Annotated in this window: 17 protein-coding genes; 2 read left to right on the top strand and 15 right to left on the bottom strand. The window is 62.1% G+C overall.

What is annotated here, in order from left to right; genetic code table 11:
* Positions 1–567 precede the first annotated feature (567 nt).
* Positions 568–1356, bottom strand: a complete 789-nt coding sequence (locus tag E3O60_RS16755; protein WP_166789011.1) for a CPBP family intramembrane glutamic endopeptidase — start codon at positions 1354–1356, stop codon at positions 568–570.
* Positions 1357–2214: 858 nt separating this feature from the next.
* Entirely contained in the window at positions 2215–3060 is an 846-nt protein-coding gene (locus E3O60_RS16760) for a hypothetical protein (RefSeq protein ID WP_134480678.1), read from the bottom strand.
* 706 nt (positions 3061–3766) lie between these two features.
* On the opposite strand from E3O60_RS16760, the gene E3O60_RS16765 reads away from it, so the two are divergent.
* On the top strand, positions 3767–4036 hold the full coding sequence (locus tag E3O60_RS16765) for a hypothetical protein (protein WP_134480677.1): 270 nt from the start codon (positions 3767–3769) through the stop codon (positions 4034–4036).
* Between the two features lie 28 nt (positions 4037–4064).
* Here the strand turns inward: E3O60_RS16765 and E3O60_RS16770 are convergent, their stop codons facing one another.
* From E3O60_RS16770 to E3O60_RS16835, 13 genes are all read right to left on the bottom strand, one after another.
* The gene (locus tag E3O60_RS16770; protein ID WP_134480676.1) at positions 4065–4697 is read right to left on the bottom strand and encodes a hypothetical protein; all 633 of its coding nucleotides are present in this window, start codon (positions 4695–4697) and stop codon (positions 4065–4067) included.
* 15 nt (positions 4698–4712) lie between these two features.
* Positions 4713–11501, bottom strand: coding sequence for a PA14 domain-containing protein (locus tag E3O60_RS16775; protein ID WP_134480675.1), 6789 nt, complete (start codon positions 11499–11501; stop codon positions 4713–4715).
* 570 nt (positions 11502–12071) lie between these two features.
* The gene (locus E3O60_RS16780) at positions 12072–13169 is read right to left on the bottom strand and encodes a hypothetical protein (protein ID WP_088458222.1); all 1098 of its coding nucleotides are present in this window, start codon (positions 13167–13169) and stop codon (positions 12072–12074) included.
* Positions 13170–13484: 315 nt separating this feature from the next.
* On the bottom strand, positions 13485–14405 hold the full coding sequence (locus tag E3O60_RS16785; protein WP_088458221.1) for a nucleotidyl transferase AbiEii/AbiGii toxin family protein: 921 nt from the start codon (positions 14403–14405) through the stop codon (positions 13485–13487).
* Positions 14395–15507 (bottom strand): type IV toxin-antitoxin system AbiEi family antitoxin domain-containing protein, encoded by a 1113-nt coding sequence (locus E3O60_RS16790; RefSeq protein ID WP_166789012.1) that lies wholly within the window; start codon positions 15505–15507, stop codon positions 14395–14397. Before E3O60_RS16790 ends, E3O60_RS16785 begins: the two co-directional genes overlap by 11 nt.
* Positions 15508–15641: 134 nt before the next feature.
* Positions 15642–16070 carry a DUF4913 domain-containing protein gene (locus tag E3O60_RS16795; RefSeq protein ID WP_088458219.1) on the bottom strand — a complete coding sequence of 143 codons (429 nt, stop codon included), beginning with the start codon at positions 16068–16070 and terminating at the stop codon, positions 15642–15644.
* Positions 16067–17869 carry a type IV secretory system conjugative DNA transfer family protein gene (locus tag E3O60_RS16800; protein WP_240632535.1) on the bottom strand — a complete coding sequence of 601 codons (1803 nt, stop codon included), beginning with the start codon at positions 17867–17869 and terminating at the stop codon, positions 16067–16069. Before E3O60_RS16800 ends, E3O60_RS16795 begins: the two co-directional genes overlap by 4 nt.
* Positions 17866–19449 (bottom strand): ATP/GTP-binding protein, encoded by a 1584-nt coding sequence (locus E3O60_RS18745; protein WP_240632534.1) that lies wholly within the window; start codon positions 19447–19449, stop codon positions 17866–17868. The genes E3O60_RS16800 and E3O60_RS18745 overlap by 4 nt, the downstream gene beginning before the upstream one ends.
* Before the next feature lie 140 nt (positions 19450–19589).
* Positions 19590–21086 carry an SCO6880 family protein gene (locus E3O60_RS16815; protein ID WP_174776254.1) on the bottom strand — a complete coding sequence of 499 codons (1497 nt, stop codon included), beginning with the start codon at positions 21084–21086 and terminating at the stop codon, positions 19590–19592.
* Between the two features lie 9 nt (positions 21087–21095).
* The gene (locus E3O60_RS16820) at positions 21096–22535 is read right to left on the bottom strand and encodes a hypothetical protein (RefSeq protein WP_134480674.1); all 1440 of its coding nucleotides are present in this window, start codon (positions 22533–22535) and stop codon (positions 21096–21098) included.
* Between the two features lie 113 nt (positions 22536–22648).
* Positions 22649–23377, bottom strand: a complete 729-nt coding sequence (locus E3O60_RS16825) for a hypothetical protein (protein WP_133160319.1) — start codon at positions 23375–23377, stop codon at positions 22649–22651.
* A 47-nt stretch (positions 23378–23424) separates the two neighbouring features.
* Positions 23425–23715, bottom strand: coding sequence for a hypothetical protein (locus E3O60_RS16830; RefSeq protein ID WP_198414954.1), 291 nt, complete (start codon positions 23713–23715; stop codon positions 23425–23427).
* 15 nt (positions 23716–23730) lie between these two features.
* Positions 23731–24216: a DUF6668 family protein gene (locus E3O60_RS16835; protein ID WP_134498741.1), complete on the bottom strand. Its 486-nt coding sequence runs from the start codon at positions 24214–24216 to the stop codon at positions 23731–23733.
* 292 nt (positions 24217–24508) lie between these two features.
* Here E3O60_RS16835 and E3O60_RS16840 point away from each other — a divergent pair, with 292 nt between their 5' ends.
* Positions 24509–24751, top strand: coding sequence for a helix-turn-helix domain-containing protein (locus E3O60_RS16840; RefSeq protein WP_088458214.1), 243 nt, complete (start codon positions 24509–24511; stop codon positions 24749–24751).
* Positions 24752–24755: the final 4 nt, after the last annotated feature.

Raw genomic sequence — 24755 nt, forward strand, 5'->3', positions numbered from 1 at the left:
CGGTGACGTCGGTGAGTTTGAGTTCTCCCAGCAGGTCGAGCAGGGCAGACTGGTCTAGAGCCATCGTGTGGTGTCCTTTGTGAGTTCTTTGATCGGTACTCACTGACCATCCCACGGTGGCTCTTTACGTTGACGAAGCAACGCACAAGAGCCGGAAACCACACCGCTCACAGGGACGTAACCCCTAGCTCAACTCAAGTAGCCAGCAAAGCCAGCGTGATTGTGTCTGGTTGAACCAAGCCATTCCGTCACATTTTCGGTTTTCCGACGGTGCTGAGCCCGAATTGAATCGGGAGTGACTGCAGGAACTCGTCAAAGCGGCCAACTCGCCAAACGGATTGCATGTCGTTGCCGAGGACCCCGCCACAGCAGTGAGGACTGATATTCGCGGAGACTCGACAGGAGCCCTTTGACAGGTTGGCTCACCGCCACCGGCACGCTGTCCTCCTCACCGCTTGTACGTGAAGGAGGCTGAAGAGCGCCCAGGTTTCCCTCACGCCGGGAATAGTATCTGTCGAGTTTCAGAGAGGGGAGGGGGTGGCGCGTGCGTGCTGGACAGAATCGCGATCACAGGACGGTAGACCTCTGCTCGCGCCCCACACTCCACGTCCACATGGCAATCACACAGGTGGCCGTCCCGATGAAGACGAACAGGCCGGTGTCGCCCGCGAGGTACTCGTTGACGACGACGGGCTGGTCAGTAGTGATGAAGTAGGTCCCGATGACGGCGAAAGTCACGTTGTGGGCGAAGTGGGCGAGAACCGATGGCCACAGGCTGTTGGATCTGGCGCGCAGTTCACCGAACAGGAAGGCGAACGCGAGCACGCTTGCACCGAACAGTGGGAGCACCAGCGCTTGGTTGCCGGCCGAGTGGTAATAGGGCGTCAACAGAATATAGGGAAGGTGCCATGCGACCCAGACCAGGCCGACGATGAGCATCGATACTCGTCGGCCCATAAATGCGAGGCGTGGTTGAAGATAGCCACGCCAGCCGATCTCCTCGGCGAACGCCAGGATTGGACCGGTTATGCACAGCACGAGGACGGATTGAATCCAGTCGTCCGATGGCGCCCGCCAGTTCGCGATGCCCGAGGTCACCACAGCGACCATGGCCAACACGGAAATTCCTGCGGAGGCCCCGACGGCCCGTACCCAGCTCCGTAGCCCGAGGTGATTCATCCCCAGCCGCGCCCAGCCCGCCCGGCTGTATCCGTCACGGGTCGCGACGAGCATCATTACCAATACCGTGAGTAGTGGCGAGATCGCGAGCACGAGGCCCTCGGCGATGTTCGCGGTCACAAGCGACGCGCCGAGTACCAGCACGCTGAACGTCAGCGCAGCACGCTGGTCTGACAAATTTCTGAACATGCGGATCCTCGATCTTTTTGGGGGACGAGTGACAGCATGCGGTTCGGGATGATCCCACCGCGTCCGACGTCGGGCGGACTTCCCTTTCCCTGGCTCCGACTAGGGGACTACTCCGTCGCGTGTGCGCCATCCGCAGGCGACTCTTCTCGGAGGTGGCAGTGCGGATGCGTCTTGGACTTGGGGTAGTGGACACCAGCCGAACCTCGTCGTGATCAAGGATGTAGTCACCTCATCGGCAGTAACAGCATCTATGGGCGTTCCCAAACGCCAGGGCGACACTCGAATTTTAGCGCTCGACGAAGTCGTCAAAAGTCCGTGTGCTGAAGCGGTGCTGTGGTCGACTTATCGGTCAAAGCCGCGGCTTCAGTCCAACTTCTGATGGAGTCCAAATCTGCATTTAATGCAAAGATGTCGACTACTTGTTGACATAATCATTATTATCGGCGACATAAAACTGCTGATCAGAAGGAGTGCCCTGCAGAAACCGGCCGAGCGCAGCAATGTATTGCCGTACGCCCATTTTCGAAAGTGGCGATGCCGCCCGCGTGCTCAAAAAGTTTCTGGTGCTGGCCGAGCAACCAGTGGCCTGCGTCCGTCAAGGGAGGTTCGGTTGACGTCAACAGCCTGTGTCGCTTCGCTTGCAAACTTCAAGACCATGAAGGTTAGCCCTTCGGTTGCTCACAGGCCTTGCCATCATGTTGCGAGAATTTGCGCCTGTAGTTGTCCTTACCAGAGGAAACACAAAAGGTCATCGGAGGTGCGGGTGCCGGCCCCGTTTCTAGGTCGTTGGCAGCACGCTACCGACCAACGCCTGGCCTAAGGAGGCTCGTCATCGACGACGAGCCTCTAGCTCGAGAGGACGTCCAAAAGACCGACGAGGCCCGGCCGCCACGCACCCGACACCCAGAATGGAGTTGTGCCCAGAAGGTTGCGTGAGACTCCAGTGATATCGGCCGCCGCGACCTCCTCTGCTTGGCCGATCACGACCGCCTCGTGGATCGAGTTGAACTCCACCACGGCGCGTCGGGCGACGTCAGTATTTAGGGCACGTTCACGACCTCTGGGAGCGTGGCGACTCGCGAGCAAGGTGCCCAAACGACCAGACGTCTCAATCGGATCGCACGTGCCAGACGCGATCGCGTGGACTATCTCGAAGACGGCGAGGTCGCCAATGGAGAGCTGAGACGGCGATCGACTGAAATCCCAATTGGCTCGGGCCGTTCCCCAGAACGCCTTCTCGTCATGCACGTCGGTGAGCCTCCGTGTGGGCGAATAGTATTCGTGCTCGCGGATCGGTGTCGGCCACTGATCGATTGCCGAATCGAGCCGCTCCGCGACCCACCGCCCCGCGGAGCTCAGACGCCGCAGGCTCTCAGAGTCAAAGGAGGGCTGGTTGGCGATGAGCTGCGCAGAATCTGGCCACAGTTCATGAACGTTATCGAAGTCATCATTGAAAATGATCCATCTAACTTCGGCAGCGAGGTGCGAGGGGCATGATTGCCACCCGTTGATCCTGAATTCTTTGGGTGAATTCACGATGTCAATCCACATCATGTAGGCGTGCACGTACTCGTACGGCGAAAGCGAAAGGACGGGGCCTCCCTCCGTGAGGGGCACCCCTCCCCCTTCCGCCGGAAAGGGGGTGATGAACGCTGACTGGCCATCGACATTCGGGTTGAATGCAAGTTCCACGGGAGCGCTCAAATGCTCAGTCCTTACCAAGTCGGGATTAATCGTGGTACACGTGAAGGCCGCTAGGTTTGCCTTTCGCGCCGAATACTGAGTACGGCCGACCTTTATATACCTTGACCGTTCGATAATTCCTTGCGCCGTTTCGAGAAAATGCTTGGGCTTGCCGTCCGGCTCTTGTGACTCTACCGCCTCCTGCCCATGCTCTTCCTGCTACTTTTGTCGCGTCGAGAGAGGCACGAATTCCAGGGCGAGCTGCGGTGCCAGGCATCCGACCGGCTGCAAATCTGTTCGCCGAACTCACCACACCCATAACCTCCCTCGATTTCGAGATGCGGGCGCCGATTGCCAAGCCCTTGTATGCCTTATATCCAAGATAGGCGGCACGGGCTAGCCTGATAGATCCGCCAATGGCAGTCCCTATGCCTGGCACAAACATGATCGCGATAGAGGCGACGTCGACTGCTACTCCGACCGCTATCCAATCGATTTAATTTCCGTCGAGGTCGAACGCATTCACGGGGTCGTTCGGATACCCGTAGTCGTTATCTACTCCTCCCTCGACCGGATCTACCTCCAAGAAACGGCCTAGCGCTGCAACGTACTGCCTAGCATTGCCCACGGATGCTGGCACGTGGGGGACAACTCAAGAGGGGGGCTGACGGAGTTCAGAATTGCTAGTCGCTCAGACGGTGGCAACAGTCATCTGGTGCTGTGCACACGGGCTTTTCCGGCGCGCCATTTCCCGCACATTGACGACGGGTACAAGGTGGAGCACCCGGAGGCTGACGCGTACGACTTCGCGCGGCAGTGGATCGGCGGATTCAAGGGTCAGTACGATGACAGCGACTACGAAGCGGACGTTGCTGCTGTGAACATCGCCTGGCTGCTAGCGAACGGAGGCCAGGCCACTGTCGCAGGCGCCTTCCGGTCGCCGATGGACCGGCCTGAGCCTGGCTTGAACAGCTTTATCGTTTGAATGACTTGGTGGGCCGGTTCCTACACAACTAAGCGCCTTCGAACTCCTGCCATGGCCTTGAACGGTCCAAAACGATTCCGCCGGCATTGGTGGGTATAAGAACGACTTCATACCCAACAGAGTCGAGTAGACGACACAGGTCGTCGAACTCAACGAACGCTCCCCCCTCGACTCTCAGCTTGACGTTTGTATCGAGTCCCTCGCTCAGAAATGGCCACGCTTCCTTTGACGAGGGCAGCTTCATGATCGCGCGAAACGCGTCCCCGAGGGACGCTGCGGAGTTTACCCGGCCGTACCGAAATACCTCATCGGCACCCATGCCAGCTCCTTGACGAACCTCGAACAACCTGTGCAGCACACGGTTTTCAATCGCAGGCGGCGCAAGTTGAACCTCGAACTCTCGAAGAAACCGGCCTATGTCCGTTGCGTTCCTCTGGATAACGACGACCTCGGTACAGAGGCCGTGGGGGAGCTTGGCGTACTCAGGGTAGAACGTTACTTCAATAGCCAGTGCTGGTTCGTTGGATGCCGGTGATATGTCCTTCAGGTGAAAGAACCTTACGTAACTCCCCTCAGCTGTGCCCCCGGTGCAATATCCGACCGCATCGCCGCCGAGTAGTCTGCCAACAACATCAACATGCCCTTCAGTATTCGGTCCCATTTCAGTTGATCCGATCTATTTAATCCATACGTGAAAGTTGTGGGATATGCCCTTGCGGCCAAAGTTTACCTTTGGGACACCAGCCTTGGACTTGCCGATACCTCGGTACCAATTGCCATTCCTTCCGAACGTCATGGCTTGACCACTACTGGCGCGGTCCTGCTTCACCACTTTTCCGACCCACCTTCGGGAGGCCAATGTTGCTGCTCTTAGCGAGGCGGTCGTTGACCCCTTCCCAATTGCTGGCTGTCGCACGTAGCGTGACGCTCCGCGAACAATTCTTACCGCTTTCACTACATCGACGGTGAACTTCGTGGCTCGCACAGCCAGCGACGCGACTTTCAGTGCTGCCGAGATGAGGGCTCCGCCGGGAACGAACATGAGCGCAATCATCGCGATGTCAGCGACGAGCCACCAGTCGACCTTGAACTTGCCGCTGAGGTCGAACTCGTTGACAGGGTCGCTGGGGTACCCGTAGTCGTTTTCGACGCCGCCCTCGACCGGGTCAACTTCCAGGAACCGGCCCAGCGCAGGAACATACTGTCTGGCCCCCATTTCGATGGTGGCGATGCCGCCAGCGTGTTCGAAGAGCTTCTGGTGCTGGCCGAGCCACCCGTAGTCTGCGTCCGTCGCCGTCTGCGTGTTCGGGCCCGAGTCGTCCGCCGTGATCGTGCCGATGTCCCCCGTCGCCCGGTCTATCGTCTGTCCGAACGGGTCGTACAAGGCAATCGATGCGGCGCGGAGGCCGTTGCCGTCGGCCGTGACGACCGTGTCGCCGTGCACGTTCGGGTACGACCAGGTCTCGGCTCCCGTGGCGGGGAGCGACACGGTCACACCGCCCGGAAGCGAGAGCGTCCGTTCCACGACCGTGCTCGCGCTGTCGAGCAGAAGGTCGGGGCTGTCGCCATCCCCGCTGAAGGAGTACCGCACCGTCGACGCGGGACCCCCGGGCGGCGTCTGGGTGCGGGCGACGATCCGATCAGTCGCGTCCCGCGTGTACTTCACCAATGTGTCGTCCGTGAGCTTCGTCGTCAGGTGGCGATCGGCGACGTCGTAGGCGAGCGATTCGATACCCAGCGTGGTTGTGTTGCCATGCGCGTCGTATGCAAGTTCCGTAGCCGGGAGTCCGTCGGCAACGGAATTCGCACCCGCCACGGGGTTCGTGACCTGGGAGGAAAGCAACCGGTCGGCCTGGTCGTAACAGGAGACCGTGGTCGTCGTCGCACCCGCGGTCTTCGCGTCCGTAAGGGACGTGCGATTGCCGTTCAACCCAGCGTTGGCTATCGAGCCCGTCGCGCAACCGGCGACCGCGCCGAACCCATAGCTTTGTGTGTGGCCGGGGATGACCGCACGGATCAGGCGCCCGGCCGCGTCGTAGGAGTACGTCGACACGTCGATCGTTGCACCGGAGGTCAGCGTGTTGCGCAGGATCCGGCCCGACTGGGATCGCACCACGTCATCCGCCACGGACGCACCCGACACGAATGACCAGTTCAGGCCCGTCGTCGCGCCGACCGCGTTGCGGGTGATCGCCGACAGTGACGACCCGTTACCCGCGGCCTCAGGGTAGGTCACGGACGCGAGATTGCCCTTGGTCACATCGTTCGCGGTGCTGTAAACAGGGTCGGCAATCACGACGCCGTTGTGGAGGACTTTCTCGACGTTCCCGTCCGCGTCGTACTCAAAGGACTGCGTGCTCGTGGTCGTGCCGGACGTGGTCGACGTCGATGTCACCCGCCCGGCCAGGTCGTGGACACCGGTCGTGACCGTGCCCCACACGTCGGTGTATCCGATTGCACGGCCGAGGAGGTCCGTTGTTGTGGTGATCCGGGACTCGTTTGTCGAACCTTCCACGGACCCGTCTTTCACCCACGTAACGAGTGGGTTCCCGCCGGACGCGAAGTCGGAGGTCACCGTGCGGGCCAAGGCCGTGTCATTTGCCGCGAGGATTCGTGTCACGGCGCGTCCGCGGACGTCGAAGGTGGTGCAGGACCATCCCGTATCACCGCTGGACTTGCTGCCGACTATGCGTCCAAGCAGGTCGTAGACGACGCTGCCAACGATCGCGGCACCCCCTGCCGGGGCGGCCCCGGTCGTTGACCGCAGGAAACCGGATTGTGTTGTCGAGGCGGGCACCCCGCAGACGCTGCCGCCGTAGACGTCTTGCAGGGTCTCCTTGGCCCCGTAGTAGGCAGATGTCGTGCCGGCCGTCGACGCGCTCGCCCCGGAGGCAACCCCCGCCGGGAGCATCCGGGAGGTGCGGCGCAGGTACCCGGACCCGGGTGCTTCGTAGGCGGTGACAGTGCGCAGGTTCAACCCGGATGGGTCGACGATGGACGTCGTTGCCGCGCCGAGCCAGGGGGTGGCATATTCGGTTGCGGTACTCATGCTTGGCACCTGCACGTCGGTCAAACCAGCAACACCGACAGGCGCGGAGTCATCGACAGTGGAGCCGGTAGCCAACCCGTAATCAGGCGTGAGTGCTGAGCCGGGGACGGGCTGCTTGGTGCCGCCGGGTGGTGTCCAGTTCAGCACGAGAGTTGAGGGGCCAGTTTGGTTCATATACTGCACGCGAATGCGAGACTGTTGTCCGGCGGTGACGGTAACAGGCCCGTTGGGTGACCAGCGGGCGGCTCCGCCGCCCCAGGCGTCGGCTACGAGGACATCGTCGATCCATACTTGGGCGCCGTCGTCAGCGTAGGTCGCCATTGAGTAGGTGCCTGCGGCGGGGAAGGTGATAAGGCCGGTGAGACGAGCCGACCAGTAGGTCGCGTTCACGCCCGCTGTCGGCGATGCTGCATTCCAGTCCCGGTTTACCCTTCCGTCGGCAACGCCGATGCCAAGCCCATAGGCGACGGGCACCCCGGCAAGACGCTCGTTATTGTAGTACACCGCGTTGAGGCCCTTCAGGCCTTGGTCGTAGCTGGTGCTCGAGTGAGCGGGCACGATCGGGCAGGACGACAGGGGCCTACGGTCGGCCCCGAAGCAGGCAATCGGGGCAGGACCATACGTGTCGGTGAGGCGGTCCTGCTGGTTGTAGATGCTCGTCGACTTCAGTCCTTGCGCGGTTGTCGAGGACAGGGCCATGTCCTTCTCGTTCCACTCGCCTGAGCCGGTCAGTCCGCTCGCGCTGGACGAGGTGAGCTGCCGGTAGGCGCTGTCGAAGGTGACAGTCTTCGCGTGCCCGTTCGCCGGCGCGGCTTTGGGCACGGTGAGGCCTGCTATGTCTACGAAGCTGGTGCCGGCGCCGTAGGTGAAGGTTTCCATCGGTCGCGCAGACACTGTCACCCCGTCCGGGGCGGGGGACGTCACGGAGGCGGCGCGACCCTTCGAGTCGTAGTCGATCGTCGTCGATACTGGCCCGGATCCGTTGCGGGTGGCATCGGCGGCGAGCCAATCGTTCGCGAGGGAGTCGCGGACCTGGCTGAGTTTGCCTTGTACGTACGCGAAGTCGGTGATCTCTGATCCGGGGTCCTGGATGCGCACCAGATAGCCGGAGGCGTCGTAGAAGAGCTCAGTTGTGTCTGTCGCACCCGCGACATGCCCAGGGTAGATGATTCGGCAAACCATTCCCGGTGGTGCAGCGGTATACCCGGCGGGGACCCGACAGGCGGCGCCGCCGGGTCTCGCGTCTGAAGCGGAGAGCCCGACGCTGGTGGCCGTCTGGTCCGGGTAGGCGAAGCGCACCTCACGTGCGTAGGTTTGCGGGCTGGTCGCCGGGCTCGTCGCTGACAAGGGGTCAGAGATCCGGTCGATCTGGCCAGTATTCGGTCGATACGTGCTAACCGGGGCTGCGGGCTTCAGCGCATCTGTCGGGTTCGACGTCGATTCAACCCGGCCAGCGGCATTGAACACATAACTACTACCGTCCTCTTCAGAGAGAGTGACCAGTCCCGCAGCGTCCAGGGACAGCACCCCGTACTCGCCGACCGGGGACGAGTATCCACCCGCGGACTTCTTCGTGTAGGTGTGCGTGGTGCCTGTCGAGTCTGTAAGCACGACCGATCCCTCGGTCACCTGCGCGCTCGAATAGTCGCCGGCGTCTCCGGCCAAAGCTGTGGACGATGACCAACCCTGCGGGAGAGTCTCGGTAGACCGAGTGAACCATGACGGCGGAACCACGAACTCCTCGCCGGTCGGGGTGCGCGCGAGGAGCTTCATATGGGCCCCGCTGGTGACCTCGTAATAGTCCACCGAAATGGGTGTCGGAGACACGCCCATTGCTGCCGCAGTACCCCATGCGGCCGTGTTGCTCGCTCCGGATGTCCACCGGTCGAGAGTCTTCGTGCCGTTGACCGTCACGCGGGCGCCGTCGTCGGCGATGGCTCCGAAGGTGTAATTGCCTGCCGTCGGGACCGTGATGAAACCAGTCCACTGGGCCATGAACTTGTCCACCGGCAGCGCTGGCCCGGGAGACTGAACTCCCCAATCGAAGGAGATGCTACTGTCGGTGCGCACTAAGACTGGTGTGCGACCGGTGAAGTCCCAGTTCTGCGCCTGCCCGCCCGTGGGGGTCGCGTCATAGTACTTTCCGGTCAGGCCCGTCGAGCGGGTTTTCAATGAGTTGTAGCTGAACGAGAGCCCCATCGGCCCGCCGATCGTGTCCACAGTGGGAGACGAGAACCGCACACCGACGTTGCCGTTGGCTAGGTTCACCGTCGTTGGACCTGCACTCTCCGTTGGGGCCGGACCGGAGTCACCGATTCTCTGGTTCACGATCAATTTGTTCACCCATGCGGCTGCCGGCTTGTCATAGCCGTCGTCAGTGAGGACCACCCAGGTGTATGCGCCGCCATCTTGCAGAACCCCGTCGGGGACCTGCCAGGTTGTGCCGGTCTGCCAGTTCGACGAAACGACCGCACCGGTCGTGCCATCTGTGCCTGTCGCGAGCCGGAATTGGTATTTCACTGGGTCAGCATCGATATCTGTCACACCTGATGCCGTCAAAGTCGGCGTCAGAGATGTAATGACCTGCCCGTTACTTGGCGTGGCTGTGCCTTGCGGCGGGGTTGCGGCCGGTGTGTTTGTCAGGATCGAGAATGGACCTGCGGACCGCACGGTGGACGTTCCCAGGTGGCCGTCGTAGCCGTCCCAAATTGAGACCTTCCAGTAATACCTCTTCCCAGGCAGCAGCGAGTTCACTGGAACGGTGTAGCTGGGCCCGACGCCCTGCGCTCCGCTGTCAAGAACCGTCGACACCTCCGGATTCGGATTCTCACTGAACTTGAACCGGTAATTCACGCCGCCGCCGCCCGGGTCCGAGCCGGTCATCGTCAGTGTTGGCGTGACACTGCTGCGCCCGCCATTCGTCGGTGTCGGCGCAAGAGTCCCGGTAACCTGCGGAAAATCCTTCCAATCGATCAAAAGCTCTGTAGCCAAAGTTTTATAGGAATAGGCGGGCACCTCGTCCCCGCGAAGGACGAGGTAGTTGCCGCTGGATTGATCGCGCACCCACTGCGCGACCCGGTTCGCCAGCCCCGACTCGGCAGCGTACCCGTCAAAGGCGATCCCCCAAGAACTGAGAGGCTCGCCTACTCCGTTGTAGTTGAACGCGGTCGCGTGATGCACGGAACCCCAGAAGCCTTCCTGTGTGCCTCCGCCGTCGTACCGTCCGTACAACGCCGCCCCGAGGACCTGCTTTCCGAACAGCTGCTCGTAGTTGTAGTGCAGCACCGTTCGCCAATATCGGTCGGTGTTGTTCTCCCTGGTGTTCCCGATCCGGATGACACCGTTCAGGTTTGACCCATCTGATTTGTACGCGTGCACATCGTTCTGCACAATATTTGTCGTCGGGTCGACGGAGACTGGATACTCCCGGTCCGGGTCGGCCAACCACTCTCGGTCTGGTTGCAATGTGAACGCCCAGTCCGAGCCCCGCTTCACCAGGGTCGAGTCCACGACCTTCTCGGCCGGCTCCCGCACGTTCTTCACCCCGGATGAGTCCCACATTAATGGGGTCGGTATCACCAGCTTCACAGCCCCGGCCGCATCCAGGAACAGGATCTCGCCCGCTTCCGTCTTCTCGAGCTCCAGCCCCGGCGCCGAAATTAGCCAGGTCCACGAGTCCTCCGATGCCACCGGCAGGTCCTGCAACACAAGGGTCTCCTTAACCCCATCCGCATTGACCTCATATGCCAGGTCCACTCCTTCGAACACGTTTGGATACAAAACTTCATTCAGCGGCAACCGTTTTTGCGAGGACGCCTGAAGTTCCAACGAGCTGTCCGCCGCGTCCTCCAAAGTGAATCCGACCTCGTATTTGCCGGAACTGACCGTGAGAGCATCCGTTTCACTCGCCGTGTCCGCGAACTGCGGATCCAGAGGGTGATTCTCCACCTCGGCGACGCCCTCGTTGACTGGACCGACAGTCGTCTCGACTGGGGTCCACTTCCCATCTTCGGCTTTCACGTTCAGTGGAACCGGCGACAGCCGAGTCGTCTTCGACCCGTCCTCGTTGAGATACACCTGCTGGAACTCGCCACGCGAGACGACCTCGGAGGTGTCCTCGTCAAATCGGGACACATCAACGGGCTCGTCAAGCTCGGCCACCGGAGCAGGTGCCACTTCCGCTTTCATCGGCTCCGTCACCGCCGCTTCAAATCCCGACTCCTTCGTCGGGTCCGTTGTCGCCACGTCCTCCAAGGCAGGCGAAACCAATGGGGCCAGCACGGCCGGATCCAGACTTTGCGCCTGAGAGGCCTCCGCCTCGGCCGGTTCAACGGGTTGAAGAAACCCGCCGACCAAAGCCAGAGCCAGGACAATCCCCAATTGCAAACGAAAAGCAGACTGCATCGGCTTCAGCACGAAGTCCCCCAAAACACGGCGGGGCGACTACACGACGACCTCCGCACAGGAAACTCACGCAAACCTGCTAGGTGAAAGTTATAGGACCCTTGAATGGGGGTCTGCCCCCAGTTCGGGGGGTCGCGGAGTATGGCACAGAAGACGTCGCAGCGTTGCCGTGCGTGGGCGAGGAAGCTTGGGCGTGGCGTTGACCCTAGCAATGATTTGCTCGGGATCTCCTCGGCGCCCGACCTTGGCGATTTTGCTCCCGGTGGAGGCCCAGTTCACGTTCGCCGGGTCGTCGTAAACAGAGACACCTCCGCCGATGACACCGGGCGCCAGCGAGGCGAGCTATCCCGTAAACGTAGTGGAACCTGCGCCCCGAGACGGTGCGAGCAGCCCCGCTCGATCGAGCCCTTGAGAATAGGTCCAACATTGCTGGGGTGCGTGCCGACGAGATCACCCAGTTCAGTGCTGCCTATGCGTCCTCGACGAGCTGCGTATGAATCAGCAATTGACTCGCGACAATTACGGTTGTGGTGGAGTCGGTGGCCAAGCGCACGGTTGCTCCGGTCAGCGCAATGGCACCGATTAAGCGAGTGCCAATAGCGTGGCTAACTTTCGCTTGAGCCAGTTTGCAGATGGTTCGTCCGCAAGGCTCAAGAGCAGCGTGTCACGACGAGCGGAATCCGTGGCCTGCTGGTCAACTAGCCGTTTGTGCGCTGAGGCGGCGGCCAAACCGTTGACACTCCTGTTGAGCAGCCACTGGCCTTGCTGCTTGCGAGGAAAGAGCAGGACAAAGAGGCAACCCCCGCCAATCAAAAGGCTTCCAAACCCAGCCCAGAGCCCATGGTTGACGAACATCACGTTTACGATGAGCCCCGCGATGATGAGGTAGACGCCCAGTGCCGGAGCCCATGTCATGAATTGGGACTTCGTCGTATCGGTATATGTAGCGACAAGGATCAACCAACCGAACGAGAGAACAACCAGACTGGCTGCGAAACCCAATATCAACACGATGATGAAAATATCCAAAGATTTTTCGGTTCTCAGCGACACCGCAACACCTGCTGCTGTCAGTGCGATCGCGATCGCACTGGTCAGTATGGCAACCCACCACGGCCGCAACGAACGCTCTCCTAGAGTGCTCATCCGCTCCTTTCGGAGGAGCATTGCGGCGTCCAGTTCTGTGAGCTGTTCATCGTCGCTAAAAGCGACGTAACGCCCTATAAAAAGAGCGAGGAAGCCAATTAAGACCGTCGCTGGGATCAGCGCGAGAAACAAGGCCCAGTGAGGCGACGTGGCTGCGTAGATCCCGACGTATACCGCAATCAGAACGCCTGCCGTTCCCAGCAAAAGACCGGTCCCCCCGAGAACTCGTCGAAGCCTGTCCGCCTCGACGGCGTCAGAGTGGCCGTTGCCAGCCAGAGCGGCAGCGAGAAAACCGAGTAGCGCGGCGATGATTACCGGAATTATCCACCCGAGATGCTCGGCAAGAGTCTTGCCGCCCTGAACGAGCGTGACCAAGGCGTTCTGCTGATCAAGATTCAATTTAATCAGCACCGGCAAGCCGAGCCCAATCACCATGAGCGTTACGGCGGGCGCGATGGCAAACAGCGCGGTTTGCCGGTAGCTAAGCGGCTCAACCAAAAACCTTTTCGCTGGAGCGGATTGTTGGTTGGTCATTCGCCAATCAAAGCAGACCAAGCGTCAGGCCGGTGTTGCCGAGGCCTCAAGATCACGAATCAGGCGGAGCTCAGATCATGGTTATCTGTTTGATACGTCGGACATTCGCTGGCACCGCAGGACAATACCGATGGCCCCCGAAGGCAATACCCCGCGGCCCCCAATCCCGCGAATACTCACCCAAGCACCACAGACGCGCTCGTCGGGCGGATACTGTCTCACTAGGTCGAAATTTCCCAGCACGTTGCTGGGGAATTATCGCCAGCCTGAGGTGGTGGACGTTTGGGCACGATTCCAGACGACAGGTCCCGATCGCTATGTGCGGGCGACCCACTCCTGTTGGGTGGGATCCCAGCACCCTTCTTCAATCTCGCCACTAAGAGCAGGACGCAGTATCCTATTGACCAGCTCAATTGCATCGTCTGGATTGAGGAGATCGCTGAGGACTGCCACGTTCTTTGCTCCGTTGGGATACGGGTCAGTCATCGATCGGGGCACCGCGAGCGTCATGAATGCGGGCAAATGCCGGTGAGCCGATTCTGTGAAGACGCTGCTGCGGAGTTGACGGGCATCGATCCGCACTGTTCGGGCGAGGATGGCCAAGTCAATGAGGTCTTTCGATCGGGTCGAGGGAAGGCCCCCATAGATCGACATCGTGGCGCAGGCTTTATCCGCGATCTGGTCCTCAACGGCGATCGCTTGATAGGCATAGACAGTACCGAGGCGGGGCAGGTCGAGCCGGAACGCTGGGACGATCTTCTCCAGCGGCGCTGTCGGCGTGCGCTTGTGGATGGCCAGGTCGACCTTGATCGGGTTCCGGGTGCCTACACCTCGGACGGTGACGCTGTACGTGACCTCAGCAGCCTGCAGACCCGGCTGGTTGGGCCCGCCCGTATCGCGGTGATGAAGATATCGGAACTCGAGATGATCGCCTAGATCAACACCGGCGGACGCCGTGAGCTGGGTGATGGCCTCATCGATGCTCATCGCTGCTGTTTCGAGGTCGACGTCGGTTGTTCTCCGGGCTCCGGGCAGACGCGCGAGCATGCTCGTTCCGCCTTTCAGTGCGAACGGGCAATCGTCCACGGAGAAAACCCGGCAGAGAAAGCGGTCGAAGATGGCCAGATCCTGGAGGCTCTGGATCGAGGTCCCCAGTCCAGCGTGGTGCGCGGAGCGTGCCTTCTCTTTGAGAGCGGCGAGCATCGCCCGTCCGTCTGGGTAGGGGTCAGTTGCCATCGATCTGTTCCTCTGCACTGGACGGTGCCCCGTCAGCGTGTGCCTCTGTAGCACCCGGACGCTTGGGTGCGCTGACGCTAGATGTAGGCACCGCGGGTATCGTGATTGTTGGGTTCACAGCCCCACGGAACGTCCTGGCGGGAACTGAGATTTTGGGCATTGTGATACCAGACATCTGGGCCGCGATGCCCTTGGAAATCTGCTCCATCTGTTCGCGATGGTGTTCCAGAAATGGGGACAGAACGACGTCCGCGATTTCGGAAGCGAGGCGGCTCTGCGCTTGGATCATCGGTGCGATCATCTGTTCGAGCTGTTCACTGAACTGAGTGCTCCCTTGCAGGTTGAACTGAAGTCTCTCAGCGATGACCCTGAGCTGTTCCGCTACTTCCCGCGTGATGACCTGCTCGAGGGCGGCACCGACAGCAGGGCGCTGAATGAGCGCACGAGCTGCGGCGACATCGTCGATGCCGGCACTCCGGCGTATTTGTTCGAGAAGCGCTGTGCCGTCCCGTCGAGGATGCCCGTACTTTGTCGCGTACGGCGCCAGGAGGAGACTCAGATGATACAGGTCGACGGCGCGCTCTCCTCGGGTTGCGTCGGCCAGAACATCCCCAACCAGGGAGAGATCCCCCACCTCATCGACAAGATCAGCGACGGTGCGCTCAATGCTCGTCACCGGGAGGCCCTCGATTACGACGACGTCTCGCGGTTCCAGCTGGCGCCGTGAGTATGCGATGTCTGGTCGTTGGGTCTGGCGACGCTCGTTGGTGATCATCCGATACGGGGCTGGCTCGATATCGCCAGCCTCATGCACCGAGGCCGCAGCCGCACCGCCGATCACAACGTGCGGGTTCTCGAGCCGTTCCCAGGCCAGCAGTTCCGGAACAGTCGACATCCAGGCGGCATGGAGATCATCCAGCGGCGCCACCGGAACGCCGCCGAGCCGGTACACGCCGTGAGCGAGACGCTCCAGACGTCCATCCCGCTCCCGATGCGAGAGATTAGCTCGACTAACCCCGCGAGCCCTCGCCTGCGCGGCCGTGAACAGACCCCACTGGCCCGAGGCCAGTTCCTCCAAGATCGGCTCAACAATCACGCTCATACTTGAAAAGTATACATTATCTACACTTTCAAAGCGCGTCGGGTGTCTGGGCGGTCGCCGAGAGCTTTGCGTGGTAGCCGGAACCATCGGATATGGCCCACGCATCTCGATCGTGATCACAAAGAGTATTTTGTTCAGACTCGTACGTCGGGGAACATGCCAGCCGGCGGCGGCGCGTAGGGCAACGGCTCCCCCGGTTTGTTCTGATCTTCTGAGTCTGCGAAGGGCCCGTCAGCGCTCATCAGAATTGGCATGTGGTGGTCCAGGTGGTCGCGCCACCAGGTGCTCGATCCGGTGGCCCCGTCGAGCCGCAAATGTTCCCAAGAACGCCACAGCGCCTCGAGGCGGGCGATGGCTTCGGGTGACCTCCACCATTCCGCTGCCCAGCGCCTTGAGGCACGGTTTGACGGGCCCACCACCCGCCGGTAGGTCTGGCTCAGCTGTTCGCGCACGAACTCGTCGACGGACCCGAAGACCAGGGTGGGCGCCGGGGCTTCTTCCCCCGACTTGTCGTCGGAGACGGCATCGAGGTCGTCGTCCAGGTCGTCGAATGCGCCGCTCATCCTGGGTACCCAAATCTCTTATCGTCTCGATGCGGATATGCCGACGTCTCCGACGCCGGCAGAGGCGACGTGCTGCTAGGGTCATGGGCGGCAATCGAGGCCCGTACAGCTTCGGCTTGCTTGCCTGCCATCCACGGCACAGTGGCCACCAATGTGGCCGGGGCACCGGACGCAAAGACGACGGCGCGGCCGCGAGGCAGCGAGGTGAGCTCTGAGACCTCGAAGGTGTGCTCTCGGCGGTGGGCTAGCGACGTCGACCGCTGTCCCTTGCCCACTGACACGGACGATGTTCGGAGGGTGAAATCACCGATGAGCTGGGATAGTTCACCGAGGAATTCCGTTTCGGCTACGCCGCCGCCGTAGACCTTGATGTTTGAGGCTGACCAGAGCTTGCGCATTCCCTCGCGGCCCCAGACTTCGACGCCTTGTGACCAGGACTGCAGGATCGTCATGAGGACGATGCCGCGTGAACCGTAGTGCGAGTACAGGTCAGGCAAGTTGCGCCAGCGGCAGACGTTCGCGGCCTCATCGAGAACACCGAGCATCGGAACAACCAGGCGACCGCCGGGCTGGGTCGTGGCCAGCTCCTCAGCGGCCTCAACCGTGATCGCGGTCAACGCTGTCACAAGCGGGCCGGCACTGCCTTGACCTTCCTTGGAGAGACTGTAGAGAGTGTCTTGGCTGCGCACGAACGCGTCGGGGTCAAACTGCGGCCGCCGATCCGCTTGGGCGTTGCCGCCCAGCGGCGTCACCCAGCGGGCAATGCCGCTGATCTTCAAGCAGTCGACCATTTGCGCCGCGGTGCCGTACACGCTGTCGCGTCGTTTCGGCTCGCCATTCACTTCGCCGGCCACGGCGTCGGCCATGCCGTCGTATCCGTGATCTTCCAGGATCCGCACCGGTTCCTGATCGCCCGGCTTAGTCGTCCAAGTGAACACCTGAGTGATTGGCTTCTGGCCAAGGGCCGCGGCCAGGAGAAAACCCGCGAGAAGGTTCTCGCCGGCCCGGTTGAAGTACGACGAGTTTTCACTACCGCCGCCGCTCATCGTCGACGACGAAAAATGCGCGGCCATCTTCGCGGCACGCACATCGTCGGTCACATACGAGAGTGGGTTCCACCACCAGCGGGGTTCCTCACGGGCGATGGCTTGCGGGTCAAACGCCCACACCTTCGACCCGTTGGCCGATCGCACATCACGAGTCGCATCGAGGACGTCGCGCTTGTTCGACGTCGTGAGGACCGCACCAGGTGCGCTCAGAATCGCCGGGATCGCTCGGCTGGTCGACTTACCCGTACGAGGCCCCCAGATATCTACGTGCATGTCCTCAGGAGAGCCATAAAGCCACTGACGTCCCGCCACAGTGACTCCGATGGGAACACCTAACCAGTCCGTCACTCCGAGCCGCTGCGCCGTGGCGCGCGCGCCCTTCGTTGTGAGCGCCGCCAGGTCTTTCCCTCGACCCATGTAGCGAGCTGCGCTGTCGACTCGGCTGCGCTTGGACCGCCCCCGGTTCACCTGGACGGCCACGAGGATCACCAGGACCAACACGACCACAGCTGCGATGACAACGATCCACGTCGCGGCCAGGGGCCACGCGTACGTCCCTTTGAGCGTGCCGAAGACAATCTCGAAAGGATCGCTCGGAAGATCCGGGTTCACCCCGGCGATTTTCGACCCGAAAACCATCGCGCCCCAAATGCCGCCGACGAGCACGACGGCCAGGCCGATGAACACCCAAATGAGAACGCCGTCGCTGCCTCCGGCGTTCTGCTTGCGACGATCCGTTGCCTGGCTCACACCGTCACCTCGCGATCGACAACGCCTGTCCGAGACACGTCGTGCCAAAGCTGGTTGGTGTCGTTGGAGTGCAACTCTGCCTGCGTCAGTTCCACATTCAGAGGGATGCCGGGTCGGCCACCGACCTTGATCAGGAACTTGCCGCGCCCGGGCGGGTCGGTTTCCTTCCCGCTCACCGGATCCCACGCGGGCGGATCCTGCCAGCCCTGCAGCATGCTCTGCTCGGCCGCGCTCATGGTGATCGCGCTGTTGAGCAACGGCATTTCTGAGGCCGGGAGGCCGCCGCAAATGACCATCCCGGAACGCTCGACAAAGCCCTTGGCTTTCATCCGGTCTTCTTCATTACTCAGTGACATGAGGTCGCTCATGGTGTGAGAAATCATGGCCATGCCCACGCCCCGCGCCCGGTTCAGCCGCGTCAGAGCGTCCACCCGGTCGACCATGCCACGGCCGGCGCGCAGCGCCCGCCACAGCTCGTCGAGGATGACGAAGTAGTGTCGGCGCGGTTCTAGCTCGGCGTCGGCCAGGGCCGTCGCCACGTTGACCGTGCCGAAGCCCGCCGACCAGCACGCCAGCAGCACTGCGGCCTGCAGGTCCATCTCCGAGTCATCGATGCTTGACACGTCATAGACCACCGGGCGGTCACGCTTCATCCGTACAGTGGTCTGCTGGGAGAACAATTCACCCAAGCGACCGCCGGAGACGAGGCCTATGAGGGACGCTTCCAGGTTCTCCGTAATTTCCTGATAGCGGCCCATATCGCCACGGTCCAGGGCTACGGAACGTAGTTCAACAGGTGCCTTCCGGATCAGTTCGAGAAGATCGCTGAGGACCGGAATCCCGTCGTGATGCGCGTCCAGGTATTTGAGCGCCGCGTCGATAATCGTCTCTTCACGGTCAGTCGGCGGCTCTCGGCGCATGATCGTAAGCAGAGCGGACACCATCGTGAGGCGACGCCCGTGGGCGTCCTGCAGAACCTGTGTCGCAAGGCGCTCATTGCGCGTGATGTTCTCGGCGTGGACGGGCATCGAACCGACGAGCTGCGCGGAGCGCTCTCGGATCACCTGTGCAGCAATCTTGTCGTCGGGTACATCGGCGGCGCGGAGCTGGGCTAGCTCGGCTTCCTCTTCTGCGATCGCTTTGCGTTCGCGGTTGGCGGCATCGCGGAGCAGCTGCGCGGCCTCGCCGGCTTCGCCGGGATCCAGAATATTCAGGTACCCGCGGCCGCGGCCGAGGGTAATGACCTGCCCCTTCATCTCCTTGACGAGGTCCACGTAGTCGGGCTTCAAATCCCCGAGGATGAGGGGCTGCACGCCATAGCCGGCCAGCCCCGTCGCCATCCGGCGGATGAGCGTGGACTTGCCTAGGCCGGGCTTGCCGAGCACGAAGGCCGAAGGGTTTGAAATCAGGTTGGCACGCTGGAACCAGCTAATTGGATCACAGCAGACGGTGCCGCGATTGATCAGGTGCCGGCCGAGCGGCACACCGATCATCGGGGCACCCGTGCCTACGCCGAACGGCCAGAGGCCGCAGACCTGAACGGTGGTTCCGCGCCACTCAGGTGCGGGAGAAATCACCATCGTTTCGCCCCCTCCGCGTCCCGGCCACCCGCGAGCGGGCGGGCGGCGCGTGATGGGCTTGGCAGCCGCGGTCGCTGCGGCCTTTGCAGCCGCGCGGCCTGCTCCACTGAGGGGCGACGCGGGCTTTGTGAACCAGCTCATTAGATGTTCCCGCGCAGTTCGGCAGGCAGTTTCAGGTGCTTCGGCAGGACCAAGCCCAGCGGCAATGCGGCCGCGAACGCGGAATCCTGGCCGCCGGTGACGACGCGCAACCGGAGCCGCGCCGTCGACGACATGTTGTCCATCGCAGCGCGGGCGTCCGCGAGACGCTCAACGTCCATGACGGTCGCCGTGGCGAGCATGCCGAAGTTGACCAGTCCAGCGCCAGATGCCTCTTCCGCAGCGGTCGCCAGGGCTGCGCGGGTTCCCACGACTGCCCGGGCGGAGGGCCGATCGTTGGCTGACTCATTGAAGCTTGCCGCCCGCACGTCCGCCTGCACGATCGCAGCGGCCCGGCCGGCGTCGATGGGCCGGTAGAGCCAGGTGACTCGCTTGCGGGCAATGTCACGGTGAGGGGCGAGGAACCTGGTCAAGATGTTGGCCTGAACAATGCCGCGCGGAGCCTCCGTCATCTGCCACGTCACCGACACGGCACTGTCGTGCCGGTAGGAGTCCCAGTTGGACTGGTGACCGGACGGGCCAACATCGGGCCAACGCAGACCGGTGCTTTCGCCGTCCGCGTGTGCGTCGTCGATCAGCGTGGCCACTTCGGGGTCGTACGCAATTCGGATGACCTCGCAGAGTTCCTGCGCCGAGAGAGGGCGAGCTGCACCGGCCCCGGTGGCTGAGAGTCCCTGTGTGAGCCCGGGCAGGCGTGCTGCAAGCTCGCGCGCCATCTCATCGGCGTCACGACGTCGACCGTTCGCACGAGCGGCGGCACTGAACGTCACCGACACATACGCCCGAACGGACGCTGAACCGGACGGATACGTGGCCACAACCTCGTTGAGCATCGCCCGGGCGTACGCAGGTGCTTCCGGATCGATGTTGGTGGTGACCTCGCCGCGCAGCCTCGTGCCGGTGTCGGGAGCTGTCTCAATCGTCACCGCAGCGGCAACGATGCCAGCCTCGTCTCCGAGGTTGGCGAGCCAGTGTCCCCAGTCGGCCACCCAGCCGTCGACCTGTTCTTGATCGACGAGGGCGGCGCCGTCAGGCTCCGTCCCGATGATTACCGTGTAGTCGCCCGACGACGGAACGGACAGAAGGGCAAAGGGACGCTGGTAGGAGTCCAGGTGTTCGCTCAACCGCGATTGGGCCGCGAGTCCGGGGAGCTGGTTCGTACCCCATTTTGTGCGCCCCAGCGGGCCAGAACGGTACACGTTGGCTCCCGAGTTTCGGGCGCGCATGAAATTGAAGCGGTTGGTAGCCCGGACAATCACGCTCTGGCCGTGCTTGTCCTTGACTGCCACCGTGGACAGTGCGGCGACCATGACGAGAAAAACGCCGATCGCGTTCGTCAGGGTCGACGCCATCACGGTCATAATCGTGGCGATGAGCCCCAGGAGCAGCACACCCGTGCTGATCGATCCGAGGCCCAGTAGGCCCGGCGACGTTGGCTGACGCCAGTTACCGTACGTGCGGATAGTCGAGTTAGACAATGTGATCCCCTAGTTCCCCGTTGGGCCGCCACCGGCGGCATCCTCAGTCGCGCTCTTGGCTGCCGCAGCAGCTTTCTTGCCTGTCTCGCCGGCCTTCTGAGCGGCGGCCAAACCGATCCCCACTGGGCCGGCTGCGGCCGCTGCACCGCCACCTGCTGCAGCTGCGCCGCCGCCTGCGCCGCCCGTGGATGCGGCTTTGCCGGCCGCAGCGCCGCCGCCTGTTGGGCCGCCACCGCCGCCGCCACCCGTCGAGGATGGCGCAGGGGAAGGTGAGGCAGTTTTCTTAGAACCAGAGGCGTCATCCCCACCGCCACCACCGCCGCCGCTTGCGCTGGAACCGGTGCTCGAGCTGAGCTTCTTCATGGCTCCCGACGCGACCTCGCCGATCGCACCGGCTCCGGCTGCCGCCAGCGCCATCGCCGCACCCCCGCCACCACCAGTTTGGGAAACCATCGGCGCGACGAACTTCATCAGAGCTGGGAGGGCTACAAGTGCCATCGCCATCAGCGCAAGGCCGGTCAACATTTTGACCAGGCCGGTGCTGTCTTCCACGAAGAGGTTGCTGCCTGTGAGCTTGAACGCGGCCGCATAAACAATCGCGGCGGCCGGCTTGTAGAGGATGAAAGCGACGATCCACCCAATGGACTTTTTGAACCAGGCTCGGCCGGTTTCGGTGTTGGTGAAGGCCGCAGTGATCGGGAGGATTCCTGCCAGGATGACGAGCATGCCGCCCCGGATGACCATGAGGAAGACCTGCACGTAGCTCATCAGAATGGTTATGGTGCCGAGGATCAACATCGCAATGAGGCCGATTCCGCTCGACGAAGCGACGCCCAGTGTTGCCGTTATGTTCGCCTTGAAGTCCCCGTCAGCGGCGCCGTCGAGGATCCAGACGGAGAAGCCGTCCGCCGCAGCGACGGCAAGACCGACTGCCGTCAGGCCCGCCGAAGATACGACAACGAGAGTGAGCAAGGACTGCAGCAGTTCCTTGCCTGGCTGCATGCGCTGAGTCCAAGCCATTCTTAGACCGGCAACGATGACGGACAGGACCGCGAAGCCAGCGACGTACCACCAGAGGGAGTCTTGGAGATAGGCTACCGGACCGCTACCGCCAGACGTGCCTATGGCAGGGATGAGTCCGGCCACGATTGCGCTGGCAGCTGAGATAAGCATGACCGCGACGAGAACTATCCCGAGTCGACCCATGTGTGCGCTGCCCTCACCTCGACGGTGGTTCAACGCCAGCATCGCGCCTGCAGCGATAACGGACATGATGCAGATTGCCAGTGAGATCCACACGACGTATCCGAGGATGGTCGCAAACCCCTCGGAACCTGTAGCGGCTGAGGCCGAATTGCCGACCGTTGTCACCTCCCCCTCGCTCTGCGTCAGGTTAGGAGTGGGAATCATTACCCAAACCGTGGCCATGGCCTGTACGGCGGTGCCCACGGTTTCCACGATGCTGTCAACGAGGTTCTGCAGCTGGTCGTTGGCGAAGTCAGCGATAGCACCTCCGACGGCCTCTTTGCCCCCGCAAACGACGTCCCACCCGTTGCACATTCTTACGCGCCTGACCAGGGTGTGTAGCCACCAAGTCCATTGAGGGCGGCTGGAGCAATAGGCATGCTGCCGTCATCGGCTACAACGATCTTCCAGTCCCCCGCTGACCACACGAGTTTGATTGGCAAGCTCACCATCTGGCCGTCGTTGTAGTTCAGCGCTAGGTCAACTGTTGCGGCCTTCTCGTCAAAGGAGTTGATAGCAAACCCGGCGACCTGGGCGCGATCGCTGGACGCGCCGCTGTCGGCGCCCTCAGTCATCGCGATCAGTGCGTCACGTCCCGGGCCAGGTGCAACGAGAGCGCTCATCTTGTCGTACATGGTGGCATCGGTGCCGAGGGCGACGTAGTTGGCAGCCGCAAAGAGCGCACCCTCTGCTGTGTGTGCGTAGCAGCTACGGAAACCGGACGAGTCGGTCACGCCCGGCCCAGAACCTTCCGGGTCCGAGGGCGCCGCTACCGTTCCAACGAGAGTCCAAGTGGTATCGGGTGCGTCGGTGAGCGACGCAGTTGTTTCGTAACCCTCCAAGCCACACGAGCTTGGATCGCTGTCAACGGGAACCGCCGTCGTCGACGGGAGGGGGGAGGCTGTCGGTGCTGTCTCGTCTTTGCCTCCAAGGAGGTTGCTGACGAGAACGATCACCGCGAGAAGCGCGATGACTGCGACGATCACCATAGAAAGGACAAATCGTCGGCTGCGAAATGGGTTCTGCTGTTCTGACTGGTCGGACATAAGTCCCCCCTCTTATTGCTGTGTTGGTTGGGTGGTGCCGGCTGCTGTCAGCTGACGAAGAAGCCGACGAGTGAGGCGGCGGCAGAGATGACGATCACACCGGCCATCGCCGTTCCGAGCGACCCGAGGGCTGCTCCACCCTCACCGCGGCGGCTCTCGATGGCGAGCTTCGCGCCGATGATCATGACGCCGATGATGGCCACGCCCAGGGCGATCCACTTGACCCAGCCCATGACTTCCTGGAACTTTTCAGCTCCGGGGGGCGTGCCATCTCCCGGCTCGGGAATGGCGGCGACGACGTTGGTCAGCGTTTCAACTGCGATGTGCAGAACAGACATGGTGAGTCCTTTCGGTTAGGCGGTTGGTGCGATCAGGGCGGTGACCGAGGCGGCCAACGCACGGACTTCTTTGGGTGAGGAGTCGAGGTCGAACGGCTCTCCGAGCCGCCATTCCTCAACCCAGGGGACTTGCCAAACTTGCGGGACCCCGCCGGAGACGACCTGTGCCAGGTCGCGGAGGGGCTTGGGAAGCTTGCCGCGTGAGTCAGCGACGATGACGAGGCCCAGCAGACGGACCATCGGGAGCGAGCCAGACGCCCACTCTGTTGCGGCACGTTGTGCAGCAGCCAGCCCGTTCGCGTTGGACCGGGCGACCAGGATCACGTTGGACAGTGATCCGTCGTTTGCTGTTGGCCAGGCATGCCCGGCCGAGCGCGAGCCGGCGACAGTGGCCGCCAGAGTGCTTTCGCCCGCGCCCCCGTGAACGCCGAGCCACCAGAGAGTCGCGGGGCGGTTCACGTCGCGGCGTGGCAGGCGGTCGGCCATGTCTGGTGCAGGCACACCAGGCTGCGGCGTCTGTGGTCGCGGAAGCTCACGGGACTCTTCAACTACCGGGATGAGGGTGTCTTCGGGCTCGATTGGTTCTGTGAGCCAGGGGTGCTGGGTATCCGACACGGGTTCTCCTTCGCTATCGCGGGTTCAAGTATGACGAATTCCTGTGACGTTCCCACGCGATAATTAGTCTCACGTACCCGGCCCCCCTCTTTGAACGGAAGCGAACCTATGACCCCTATAGTAGCTCGTGAATATCGATACAGTTCCATACGTGTCGTTAAAGATCTAGACTGCCGATATGAATCAGCATGGAGCTTTTGACGTGACCGCACTTGACGACATGTTTGCGGACCTGCCAAAGACGCTCTCCCCAGAACAAGCGGCCGAATTGTTCGGCGTGACAGTCATCACGATCCGAAACCTCATCACCAAAGACAGTGACGACCCCTTGCCGGCCATCAAGATAGGCAAGGTTTGGGTCATCCTTCGCGATGACTTCAAAGCATGGCTGCTCCGCCGTAGCAACAACATCACCGACTAACCCA

It is taken from the genome of Cryobacterium sp. TMB1-7 (assembly GCF_004402435.1).
In the GTDB taxonomy this organism is placed as follows: Bacteria; Actinomycetota; Actinomycetes; order Actinomycetales; family Microbacteriaceae; genus Cryobacterium; species Cryobacterium zongtaii.